The organism is Pectobacterium sp. PL64 (assembly GCF_022477975.1).
In the GTDB taxonomy this organism is placed as follows: domain Bacteria; phylum Pseudomonadota; class Gammaproteobacteria; order Enterobacterales; family Enterobacteriaceae; genus Pectobacterium; species Pectobacterium jejuense.
In genome coordinates, this window is the sequence record NZ_CP092070.1 from 1221986 (window position 1) to 1234308 (window position 12323).

Annotated in this window: 9 protein-coding genes; 1 reads left to right on the forward strand and 8 read right to left on the reverse strand. The window is 55.2% G+C overall.

Going from position 1 to position 12323, the window contains the following annotated elements:
• Positions 1-79 precede the first annotated feature (79 nt).
• The 4 genes from HP572_RS05175 to HP572_RS05190 form a co-directional block, all read right to left on the reverse strand.
• Positions 80-1420: an anaerobic C4-dicarboxylate transporter gene (locus HP572_RS05175; RefSeq protein ID WP_039516117.1), complete on the reverse strand. Its 1341-nt coding sequence runs from the start codon at positions 1418-1420 to the stop codon at positions 80-82.
• A 741-nt stretch (positions 1421-2161) separates the two neighbouring features.
• Entirely contained in the window at positions 2162-3517 is a 1356-nt protein-coding gene (locus tag HP572_RS05180) for a TolC family outer membrane protein (RefSeq protein WP_240584957.1), read from the reverse strand.
• A 2-nt stretch (positions 3518-3519) separates the two neighbouring features.
• Positions 3520-4878 carry an HlyD family type I secretion periplasmic adaptor subunit gene (locus HP572_RS05185; protein ID WP_240584958.1) on the reverse strand — a complete coding sequence of 453 codons (1359 nt, stop codon included), beginning with the start codon at positions 4876-4878 and terminating at the stop codon, positions 3520-3522.
• A 64-nt stretch (positions 4879-4942) separates the two neighbouring features.
• The gene (locus HP572_RS05190) at positions 4943-6802 is read right to left on the reverse strand and encodes a type I secretion system permease/ATPase (protein ID WP_240584959.1); all 1860 of its coding nucleotides are present in this window, start codon (positions 6800-6802) and stop codon (positions 4943-4945) included.
• Between HP572_RS05190 and HP572_RS22930 the strand changes: the two genes are divergently transcribed.
• Positions 6801-6929: a hypothetical protein gene (locus HP572_RS22930; protein ID WP_256462096.1), complete on the forward strand. Its 129-nt coding sequence runs from the start codon at positions 6801-6803 to the stop codon at positions 6927-6929. The two genes, HP572_RS05190 and HP572_RS22930, sit on opposite strands and share 2 nt — an antisense overlap.
• 81 nt (positions 6930-7010) lie before the next feature.
• Here the strand turns inward: HP572_RS22930 and HP572_RS05195 are convergent, their stop codons facing one another.
• The 4 genes from HP572_RS05195 to HP572_RS05210 form a co-directional block, all read right to left on the reverse strand.
• Positions 7011-7628: a heme acquisition protein HasA gene (locus HP572_RS05195; RefSeq protein WP_240584960.1), complete on the reverse strand. Its 618-nt coding sequence runs from the start codon at positions 7626-7628 to the stop codon at positions 7011-7013.
• A 117-nt stretch (positions 7629-7745) separates the two neighbouring features.
• Entirely contained in the window at positions 7746-10424 is a 2679-nt protein-coding gene (locus tag HP572_RS05200; RefSeq protein ID WP_240584961.1) for a TonB-dependent receptor, read from the reverse strand.
• Positions 10425-10684: 260 nt separating this feature from the next.
• Positions 10685-11638, reverse strand: a complete 954-nt coding sequence (locus HP572_RS05205; RefSeq protein ID WP_240584962.1) for a FecR family protein — start codon at positions 11636-11638, stop codon at positions 10685-10687.
• 99 nt (positions 11639-11737) lie between these two features.
• Complete coding sequence (locus HP572_RS05210; RefSeq protein ID WP_240584963.1) at positions 11738-12247, reverse strand: RNA polymerase sigma factor; 510 nt, start codon at positions 12245-12247, stop codon at positions 11738-11740.
• Between the last annotated feature and the right edge of the window lie 76 nt (positions 12248-12323).

Consider the following 12323-nt stretch of genomic DNA (forward strand, 5'->3'; position numbering starts at 1 on the left):
CCCGTGAGGGGGCGTGCCGCAGGGCACGCTATAAAAAAGCCGCCCATTGCTGGACGGCGTTTAGGGATAGCGAACCGAATTACAGGAAGCCGTACATCGCGGCGAACACCCATCCAAAGACGCAGGATGTGCTCACACCGATCAGGCCCGGCAGAATGAAGCTGTGGTTGATAACGAAACGGCCGATTTTGGTGGTGCCGGAGCGGTCAAACTGAATAGCCGCCAGATCGCTTGGGTAGGTCGGCAGAATGTAGTAACCATAACAGGCTGGCGCAGACGCCACGATATACGCCGGATCCACCCCGATTGCCAGCGCAACGGGCACAATGGCCGCCAGCGCCGCCGCCTGCGAGTTCACGAACTTGGACACAATCAGCAGGATAATGGCGTAAGCCCAAGGGTAGACTTTCACCAGTGAACCGAGCGTGCCTTTGATTTCTTCCAGATGCGCGCCAAACATGGTTTCCGCCATCCAGGCGATACCGTATACCGCGACGATGGCAATCATCCCTGAACGGAACACTTCATTCTTCGAGATCGAGGACGGATTGGTTTTGGTCGCAATAATGATGATGGCACCAGACAGTAGCATAAACATCTGAATGACCAGCACCATCGACAGCGGCTTACCAGCAAAGACCGGACGCAGTTCTTCAACGGCACCCAGAATCGCTACCGCTGCGATGGTTGCCAGAAAGATCCACATGGCGATCCAGTTACTGCGCGGTAGTTTTCTGTCTAGTAGCGTGGCGGTATCGCCATACACATACTGTTTGTTTTCTGGATCGGCGATGAATGTCTGAAAGTCTTCATCTTTGTCCAGATCCTTGCCGCGGAACCAGCTGAAAATCCCAATCGCCAGAATACCCAGCAGGGTAGAGGGGATAGTAATAGACAGTAGGTCGAGGAATCCCAGATGTTTACCCTGGAAGGTGAAATTAGCCAGCATGGCAACCAGCGACACCACCGCAACAGACACCGGGCTGGCGATGATCCCCATCTGAGCGCCTATCGAACTGGCGGCCATCGGTCTTTCAGGACGGATATTATTCTTGATGGCGACATCATAAATAATTGGCAGAATGGTATACACCACGTGGCCGGTACCGCACAGGATAGTCAGAATACAGGTAACAAACGGTGCGATAATCGAAACGTATTTCGGGTTACGCCGCAGCATACGCTCTGCAATTTGCAGCATCACATCCAGTCCGCCCGATGCCTGAAGCGTTGCCGACGCAGCCACCACGGCGATGATGACCAGCATAACGTCGACGGGCGGTTTACCCGGTTGCAGTTTAAAAATAAAGACCAAAATAACAAGTCCAATCCCGCCTAATAAACCCAGCGCGATCCCGCCTTTTCTTGCCCCGTAAAAAAGGCAGATCAGGACAATGACTAATTGAATGATGAAGTCCATAGTAGCCCCATTGCATTGCTCAATATAATGAACTGATTAGTTAGAATTAAAATAAGTGAGTTTTTACTGTGGGTACTATATGGACGGGTTGTTATTTATTTTCTTGATCTAAGTCTATTAATTTTTACCTTTGCCTGCTTTCCTGAAAATAAAAGATCTCGCTCGCAATAATTATGTCTTTATGGTTTCTTTAGTTATTTAAGTGTAATTTTAATTTATTAATATCTAGGTCGAGCGCTGGCTGGTGAGGTTGTTAATGATTGGGTGGAGATTTTTAAAAGTGATTAAATTTTCGTTTTTATTTTGTTGCGTTCAATGTGGTTCTATTTTTTGTTTTCGTTAATGATTGCCATAAAAAACCCCTGCCTTAATGTCATTACAGATACCCCTAATGAGGTATTTTTGCATATTATGTTGTTTTTAAATGATTACTTTAAAAATGATAAAATGAATCCCTTTTTGATAATGAAGTCAACGTCAGGCTACTGAACAATAGCCGGAAAATAAAAAGAGCAGCCGCGACATCATTATTCACATCAGGAATATAGCTGACGGGCTTTCTGCTATTTTTACATTGAATGCGAAGAGGGAGACTCTTTATAGTGTGATTGGTTATTAATATGAAATTTTTATAAATATTTTAGAATATCTGGATGTCAGTTATTTTCCTTTCTAAACTGAACGTGGCCGAATACCAGCCACGTTCGCTTTATCTCTATATCGCTTTCCGAACTTATGTCGCTAGGTATGTACGAAATAGGTCGCCAGCTGACGCAGCGTCTGTTCATCCAGCGTACCAGCGTAGTAACGCAGCTGTAGCCAGGCCGTCAGCCAGGTATAACGCGCTTCGGTGAGATCGCGTCGTGCGCCATAGAGTTGCTGTTCGGCATTCAGCACGTCAAGATTCACGCGTTCTCCGCCCTGAACGCTCTTCTGTGTGGCGGTGACCAGCGCCAGCGCAGACTTTTCCGTCAGTTCATAGGCGCGGATTTTCGCCTGACTGCTGGTGACCAGATTAAACTGGCGACGCAGTTCCGTCTGGATTGTCGCCGTCTGTTCGTCCTTTTCCCGCGCGGTTTGCTGATAGCGCTCTTTTGCCTGACGCGTTGCGGCAGAGACGCCGCCGCCGGCAAAAATCGGTACGCTGACGCGGATACCAATCGACCGCGTATCGTATTTCTGGTTGTAGCTGTTTTCGGTATCTGACTGCGTATTACGCGTGCTGGCGACCAGCGTGACCTGTGGCAGGTGACCTGCTCGATTACGCTCAATGCCGTATTTCGCTACGGCCAGCGACTGGTTTAGCGCCAATAGCTGTGCGTTGTGGCGCAGCGCCAGCGATTGCCAGTGCTGATAGCCCGCAGGCTGAAGCGGCTGCGGCGTGAAGCGTGGCGTTAGCGCCGCAAGCTGATCCACGCCAACGGGCATCCCCAGCAGCGTTTCCAGTTCACGCAGGCTGATATCCAGATTGTCCTGCGCTTCTATGAGCTGCGCCTCCGTCAGATTAACCCGCGCTTCGGTTTCCAGCATATCGGTGCGAGTGCCTTCTCCCTGCTGGAAGAAGCGTTGATTCAACTGATATTGCTCGCGATAAGCGCGCTGCTGTGCCTGAACCAGCGCAATCTGCTCGCGGCTAAACAGCACGTTAGTGTAGGCCTGAAACAGACGCACCAATAGCTGCTGGCTGGCATCGCGCAGCTGCTCGTCTGCCAGCACGGCGCTGGCTTCGCCCTGCTGATAGCGCGACCATGCCGCGTAGTCGATCAGCGGCTGTTGCAGAGAGAAGCTGGAAGCGCGGCTGGTGTAATCCCGCTCTGACTGTTGCCCACCCGCCGTCACCGTAGAGTCGTTACGGGACTGACTGTAGTCATAAGTGACTTTTGGCAGCAGCCCGGCGCGCCCGATGTTCTTCTCTTCGCTGTCGGCATTGCGCGCGTGCACGGCGGCCTGAAAGGCCGGATCGTGCGTCAGCGCCTGCTGCCAGGCTTCCATTAATCCCAATGCCTGACTCGGCGCGCTGTAGATCAGCGAGAGAAAAAACGGGACGGCATAGCTGGAGCGGATCGCCGCGCGATAAACGGATGAAAGGCGCAGCATGATTACTCCTCGGTCAGCGCCAGATGCAGGCGGTCAGAAAGCGGTTTAAACAGGTAGTTGAGCAGGGAGCGTTCACCGGTACGAATAAAGGCTTGCACCGGCATGCCGGGGCGCACGTCCAGCCCAGCGAGCTGTTGCTTACCTTGTTCATCAACGTGAATACGCAGTGCGTAATAGGGTTTCCCGGTCTGCTGCTCGACGAGCTGGTCGGCACCGATCAGCGCGACAACGCCGGAAATACGCGGCGTGGTGCTTTGGTTGAAGGCAGAAAACAGCAGCTCGACCGGTAGCCCGTTGCTGACTCTGTCCACCAGTTCGATAGGCAGCTGTGCGTCAATCAATAGCGGTTGCCCCTCGGGTACAATCTCCATCAGCATTTGCCCGCTATTCACTACGCCGCCTTCGGTGTGCAGCGCCAGCCCGACTACCGTGCCGCTGGCAGGGGCGCGAATGTGCGTGTGCTGAAGTTCATACTCCGCCGTTTTCAGCCGTTGAGTGAGATCCTGAATGGAACGCTGGGTATCGGCGAGCTGGGCGCGTACCTCTTTCTGGTACTCGTTCTGACGCTGTTGGATCTTTTGCTCCAGTTCGACGACCTGCTGCTGGAGCTGTACCTGATTATTTCGCTCCTGCGCGATCGCGCCCGCCAGTTGGGCAGCCTGTCGCTCGACGTCCAGCAGACGATTACGAGCGATATAGCCTTCCTGCGCCAGCGGACGCAGCCCATTCAGCTGTTCGCTGATAATCTGGAATTGCGTTTGGCTACTGGCAAGCAGCGCCTGTGAACCCTGCGACTGCGCTTTTGCCCCGATGATAGCGGCCTGTATCGCGGCGCGTTCCTGCTGCAGCGCAGCACGACGGCTGATGAAGAGCTGCTGCTGGGCAATCTGAATTTGTTGCGTGACGGTGCTGTGTTGCTCAGTGGGGGCAGGGAAGGCGATCGTATTCAGATCGTCGCGTTCCGCCAGCAGACGTGCTTCGCCCGCGTACGCTTCCTGAAGCTGCGTAACAAGATTGTCGCGCTGTGCCTGAGCGGGCGTTTGATCCAACGTGGCAAGGACTTGCCCAGCCTGCACGTGGTCGCCGTCTCGCACGGTGAGCGAGGCGATACGTCCGCTACTGACGGGCTGTACCGCTTTGCGGTTATCCGCAACGATAACCCGACCGGATACGCCGACGCCTTTATCCAACGGTGCCATGCCAGCCCACAGCAGAAGGCCTCCAAAGCCTGCCAGAACCAGCCAGAGACCGTACTTCAAATAGCGTCCGGCGTCGGTGTGTAGCGGCATCGCCGCGACGTTATCCGCCACCGGATGGAGGGGCGTTGTCGGCTGTGATGTGACTTCGCGTAACGCGGACATGGTTATCCTCTTCTTTCCATGATGCTGTTCTGACGGCAGGCGTGCGTTATCAATGCGCTGAGCCTCATTTATCCGGTGCGGCTCGGCGCGGCGTTGGCGCGCTGTACACCATACTCAGCCCGGATGAACCGGGTTCTTTTGGGGTAAAGGCATTTGCGGCGTCGGCTGTTTTAACCGACGCGGGTTTGGCGCTGGCGGGGTTCGTCATCGGTTTGGCAATAGAAGCATTGGCAGGCTTGGCGCGCTGTAGTTCTTTTAACACCTGCTCGGTTGGGCCGAAATACTGGATCTGTCCGGCGCGCAGGACTAACAGCTTGTTGGCACAGGACAGCAGAGCAGGCTTATGCGTGATCAGTATCTGCGTACTTTGGGCTTCCTGTTGGGCGGCAATCGCGGCCAATAAGGCTTTTTCGCCGTCGTCATCCAGACTGGCATTCGGTTCATCCATCACAATCAGGCGCGGTTGGTTATAAATGGCTCTGGCAAGGGCGACACGCTGCTTTTGACCGCCGGACAGCCCGGCACCGCCTTCACCGAGTGGCGTATCGTAGCCCTGTGGCAGCCGCAGAATCATCTCGTGAACGCCTGCCGTGACGGCGGCGGCAACGATCTTTTCTGCATCCGGCTGAGTGAAACGAGCGATATTTTCGGCAATCGTCCCACTGAAAAGCTGGACATCCTGCGGCAGATAGCCGACGAAGCGACCTAAATCGCTTTTGTCCCACTGATGCATGTCTGCGCCGTCCAGCCTGACTTTGCCACCAAGAGCGGGCATGGCGGCAACCAGCAGGCGGGCGAGAGTGGATTTACCGGAACCCGACGGGCCTAAAACGCCGAGCACATCGCCGGGAGCCAGTTCAAACGTGATATTGGCGAGTATGGGCGTGCGCGTGTTGGGCGCGTTGGCGCTAAGCTGTTCCACCTGAAGTTTACCTTCCGGGGCGGGCAGCGCCATGCCAGCAGGGCGCGCAGGGTGGTTGTCGAGCAAGATATTGACGCGCTGCCAGGCGAGGCGCGCCTGCATCCACTGTTTCCAGACGCCAATGATCTGATCGATCGGGCTGAGTACGCGGCTCACCAGAATGGAACCGGCAATCATCATACCGGGCGTGATATCGCCGTTGACGGCCAGCAGGGCGCCCAGCCCCAGCATCAGCGACTGGAGCGCCAGTCGGGTGCTTTTCGTCAGCGAGGTAATGTTGGCACTTTTTTCGCTGGCAACGTTCTGATAATAGAGGAAAGCGTTATGCTGCGTCAGCCAGCGTTCACGCATGGCGGGCAGCATCCCCATCGCTTCAATGGCATCGGCGTTACGCAGGTTAGCGTTAGCCTGCTGCGTTGCCTGAACGGTGTTCTGTGCGGCTAAGGCCAAGGGTTCGCGCGTGAGTTTTTGATTCAGCCAGGCCAGCACAATCAGTATGATAGCCCCCGCCAGTGCCATTACGCCCAGCCAGGGATGAAGTAAGAAGATCACCAGAAGATAAACCGGAAACCACGGCGCATCAAAGAAGGCGAATAGCGCGTTCCCGGTGGCGAACTGGCGCAGGGCGGTCAGATCGTTTAAGGCTTGTCCGGCTCCGGCCGTGCCGTTCTTGAGATTGCTTTCAAACGCTGCATTGTAGATACGCTGATTCAGTCGCATATCCATCTGCGTACCGAGGCGGATCACCACGGCGCTACGTATCCATTCCAGTAATCCCATCAGTAAAAACAGGCCCAGCATAATGATCGTCAACATCGCCAGCGTCATGGTGCTGCTGGAAGGCAGTACGCGGTCATAAACCTGGAGCATATAAATCGCCGGTGCCAGCATCAGCAGGTTGATGACGGCGCTGAACAGGCCAATTCCCCAAAATCCCTGACGGTAGGCGGCCAGCGCGTCAATAATCTCCCGGCCTGATGAAGCCGGATGGGATGCGGACATGGGATGTTCCTTCTTCAATAAAGTCGCCATCGTTCCATCGTGGTGTACCCACAAGGTGGAAGAGGGGGAAAAGCGGTTAGCCGTACCGCTATTGACGCGGTTTGCCAACGGTTATTACACTCACTAGACCGTCGCGGTTCAGATGTTCTCTCCGTACCGCGACGGTGTTCACTCAAACGGCTAAAAGCGTCATCTTTTAGCCGTTTTCTTATGCCGCCAGCAGATCGGCCGTTTCTGCGACGCCAACGACGTCAACCACGGTATCGGCAGAAAGCGCGGCATCGGAGGTCGCCGTGGCGAAGCTCAGGCTATCCAGGCTCGCGTTAATATCGATACCCGCATTAGCCAGTGCATCCAGCAGCGGCTGAACCTGACCGCCCATCAGACCGTAAATCACGTCATGCACCACGCCGCGATCGCTAACGGTCAGGTTGGCAACATCCGTGGAGAGATCCAGTCCGCTGAAGGTCACTTCTGGCTCAACGAGTGAGTACGTGGTGCCTGCGGTGGTACCGCCTTGCAGGAGGTTCCCGAAGGACAGGGTGTCCAGATCGCCGTACAGCGTGTGGGCCGGTGGGGTGAAGAGGCTATAGGTCAGATCGCCGCCTGCAATAAGTGCAGAGACGTCGTTCTGCGTACTCGTGATCGCATATTGAGTACCGTCTATAAAGGTGTCGCCGCCGTAAAAGCCCCCGGTATTATTGCCACCGACTTGTGTATTACCCGCGGTATGATTAACGTCGCCAAATGCTGCAGACCATTCAGTCAGGTAGCTGGCAATGCTGTAATTGGCATAGTAGGCATCGTAGGTAATTGCAAAACTCATAATAGATTCCTCATTAACTAACGATCTACAGGCACGGTCATCCGTGTCTGTCGTGAAAGAGGATGAGCCATCCCATCCCCTTTGTTTTCCTGCCTCCCGTATTGGGAAACAGAGAAATTAGAATCGATACTCCACGCCAGCCTGCACCGTTCTTCCCCGGCTTGGCGTGTAACCCAGTGATTCGCCATAGCTCACGATGTAAGTACGGTTAGCGATATTCTCGACGGAACCACGCACCGTCAGGCTGTCAGTCAGACGATAGCTGGCGTACAGATCGTAAACTTCATACTTGGGCCAGTCGGCTAAATAGGCGGAGTTGGCCGGTGCGGCAGCATCCTGATAGCCGGGAGCAAAACGCATCGTGACGCCCATATCCAGCTTGCGGTCGAAGACGCGCGTCCCCAGCGTGACGGAACCGCGGTCACCCGGCAGATAGGCGGCGTTGCTGAATAGCAGCGTTTTCTGGCAAGAGGCATCGCTGGCCGTGGTATCGACAGGCGTGGAGTAGTAGTTGCCTCGGGAACCGCCGACGGTCGTGACGCCGCCCATCCAGGCCACCGGCGCACAGAAATCGTTATTGCCGATCATGTGGGTGTAGGTGGCATCGACATACAGAAAGCCCGCGTCGTAATTAAGCTGGTATTCCATGCCGCGGAAGCGGCTCTTCGCCAGATTGTTCTGGAACACGGAGTTGCTGAGGGAGTAGCCGTTATAGCCCGGCTTATTGCGCGCGCCGTTCAGACTGATGTAGTTGTTTATCCGGGTGTCAAAATAGGACACCTTACTGACCAGTCTGTCGCCATCGACGAGCAGGTTGGGCTGCTGAATATTGAACCCGACCTCCCAGGCGCGGGAACGTTCCGGCTTGAGATTAGGGTTCGGATACAGGTAATAGTTGCCCGCGCTGTAGGTGCCGTTGGCAAAGGTTTCGCTGACTGACGGTGGACGCCAGGACAGGCCGTAGCTGGTGTACAGCTGTAGCCATTCAACGCCGGGGCGGACGCCAGCAAACAGCGTGGGGGACAGCTTGCCGTGCTCGTCATCGACATTCCAATCCTGCGTGGTGGTCACGAACGGCGGGCAGAGTGCGATCGACCGTGCAGTACAGGGGTTCGTGACGGTATAGGGGATTTCCCGATAGCTGATGCTGGTGGCGCCGCGTAATCGATAGCGATCGTACCGCAGGCCACCTTGCAGCGTTACCCACTCGTCGTACGCGTAATTCAGATTCGCGAACAGGCTGGCCATTGCACGGTTCCCTTCCGGGGTCGCGTTACTGGCGGTGCTATTCGCGCTGTCCGTGGTGATCTTGTCGTAATAGAAATCCAGCCCGTAGTCGGCTTTCAGATCGTGCGCGCCCTGCTGCCACAGCGTCGAGGTGTTTTGCGCTTGTGCCCCGTAGGTACGTAACCGTGTGCTCTCGTGATACGCGCTGGTATTGGAAACAGCATAATTCTCGGTGTCGTTATTGGTATCGGCGTAATAAATCTTGGCCTTAAAATCCAGCCAGCGCTGGTTGTCCGGTTTCAGGCTGTAATCCAGCGCGGTACTGCGCGCCATAATTTCGCTGTGCCCGCTAGCCTTCCAACCCAGTTCGGTATTGGAAAGGTTGGACAACGTCCCGACATTTTCAGAAGAGGTTTGCGTTTGCATATAGCTGAGCTGGAAGCGCTGATTAGCAGGCAGATTCCAGCCGATTTTCGCCAGCCGTGAGCGCATGGTGTAAGCCGCGCTGGTCACTTTCTGGTGCTTTAAGTTATTGGCCCACTCTTCATAATTACTTGAATTGCCGGGGATACGGATATTACCGAGGTTGCCATCGTTGCCCGGCCAGTAGTCGCCCAGATGACGCTCGCTGGCACCGACCAGAATGTCGCCAGTTTCGTTACCTAACGCGAGCACGCCGCTGCCGATAAAATGCGTTCCGTTGTCGCCCGTGCTGGCATGCAGTTTTCCGCCCAGCTCTTTACCCGGAGCCAGAAAGTCTTGAGCGCTGACGGTGTTAAATGTCGCGACGCCGCCCAACGTACCTGCGCTGCCCATCACGTTTGTCGCGCCTTTTTCAATCGTTGCGCCGGAGAGCAGCTCCGAATCGATATACATCTGTCCATTGCGCTGGCCGTAGCCGGTTTTTTGAAAATTCTGCCGCACGCCGTCGATGTTCATATTCACGCGACCGAAGTCTTGTATGCCGCGAATGTTGACCGACAGCGACGGGTCCTGCTGGCTGACGCTGGAGTAAACGCCAGCGGACTGCTCCAGCAGATCGGCGGCGTGGCGGGAAGGGCGGTTATCCATCTGCTCGCGTGAAATAACGCTAATGGCGCGCGGCTGTTCGTAGATCCAGTCGCCGGGATTGGCGACGGTAAATGCGCGAACCGTCATCACGTCGTCTATTTTTGCCGTATCGACATTGACTGAACGAGGGCGCAGGGTAATGACGCCATTGCTGCCGATTTGGAAATCGATCGGATTAGTGCCGATCAGCCTGCGCAGCCCTTGTTCTGGCGTGAAGCTCCCTTGAAGCGCAACGGCCTGCATATTTTCCAGTTTAACGTCGGCAAAAAAGACCTGTAACCCCGCCTGTTCGGCGAAACGCAGCAACGCGCTGCTCAACGGCTGAGCGCCAATGGAAAAGGCGGAGCTTTGACGAGCCGCTTCCTGAACGCTGGCGGCCTGCGTTTCTGCTTGCGCATAGTGGAGCGAGCCAGACAACGACAGTGCGATGCCGACGGCAAGAGAAAGTGGATTACGTTGTAATAAGCGGCTGTCTTGCTGTTGTGTTCTTTTAAACATTTTTCGCCTGGTCTGCCATCGGTTAAATCATCAATAAGCATTAATAAACAAAGGGATAATTAGCCCTCTTTTTCTTAATGAAAATGATAATAAAAATCATTACCTAAATATGAAGACGGCTGAGATGACAGAACCCGTAAAAAAATATTTAAATTTTTTTCTCCGGCGCGTTGCGGCCTTGTGAACGTAAAGGGAATTTATGCGTGATTACCACGCCTGAGCGGCGTGGCAAGAGTGGGGAAGACAGGTGGGAGAAAGGATTAGTACAGAACCGTGACGCCGGGGAGTGAAACGGTTTTGGCACCCAGTTCGGTGGCAATGGTTTGCAGCGCGCCATCCAGCTCGTTCAGCGAAAAAATGCCGCTAACCTGACGCTGACGCAGGGCTGATGTAGGGATGACGATCGTCCCCGATCGATACTGATTGATACGTGCGATCACGATAGCCAGAGGTTGTTGATCGAAGATCAGCAGGCCGCGTCGCCAGTCGCCGCGCTCGCGGCTATTCCAGCCGGGGAGGCGAGTCATCCCTTGTTCGGTGTAGCGTGCCGCCTGTTGCTCATCAAGCCGCAGTGTTTGCCCGTTTGCCGTGACCTGAACGCTGTGCTCCACCACGCCGACGGTCGTGGTCTGTGAGGAGTTTTGCACGATGAACTGCGTGCCCAGCGCCTGTGTGGTGCCCGATGCAGCATCAACCAAGAAAGGGCGCTTTTCCTGTGCGGTCGTTGGGGCGACGGTGAACCAGGCGGAACCTTGCAGCAGCGTGACGCGTCGTTCTTGCGGCGTATAGGCGAGCGAAATGGCGCTGCCCGCATCCATATCGACTTCACTGCCGTCCGGCAGCGTAATGTGTTTGACCTGATGCACCGCATGATAATCCGAGCGCAGCAGGAGGATGCCGTCGGAAATCCACGTCGCGCCGAGACTGAAACCCAGCAGCAGTAAGGCGGCGATTTTCCACTGTGTTGCACGATTAACGCGCCTGATGAGAAAGGTTGCTGGCGGTTGTGGTTGCAGTACCTGCTGTTGCTCAGCGCTGAGCGACCCAAGCCCATGCCAGAGCATCCCTGCCTGTTCCAACGCGTGGCGATGGCGCGGATCCTGTGCCAGCCAGTGTTGGAATGTCAGTTCCTGTTCATCGTCCTGCGGCGCTTCGGCCAAACGGATGGCCCAACGTGCTGCCTGCTGTTGGATTTCAGGGGGATAATCGTTCATGTTGTAGGCCTGGAGTGTGTAGGGTCTCTAAATAGGTAGACGTCTGACGGCAATAAACCCGTAAATAATTTGTGATTATTTCACGCTGGGCGACGCGTTTCACGAGGCGCGGATCGTCATCATCGCGTTCAGCGTCATGGCAAGATGCTTCTCAACGGTGCTGAGGGAAATCTCCAACTGCTGAGCAATTTGCGCCTGCGTCATGTGTTCAAAGCGGTGCAGATGAAATATCAGCTGCGTGCGTTCAGGCAGCGTCGTCAGTACGCTTGCCAGACGCTCCAACTCCTGCAGGGCGATGGCCGTTTGATCGAGCTGGGGCGCAGCATCCGGCAGGTATTCCAGCGTCGCTTCCGCGTCGTCAACGGACGTTGCCATCTGCCAGCGCTGCTGGTGGCGGACATGATCAAGCAGCAAATTATTTGCTGTCTTATAGAGATACGCCTTCTTGTCGTCTACATCATCTTGCTGTTCCAGCCGTTGTGCCAACCGTAAAAAACTCTCTTGCACCAGATCTGCTGCTGCCTGAGGGTCGCGCAGTTTATGATTGAGATAGCGTTCCAACCGCTCTGCATAGTGGTTGAACAGCATTCTGAGTTCAGACTCTGACATGCCAACGTCCCGTCAGGTGACCTTCCCGCCGACTCTGCGGCAACAGAACCCCTTTCCCTTGTCACGGCGCTATCCA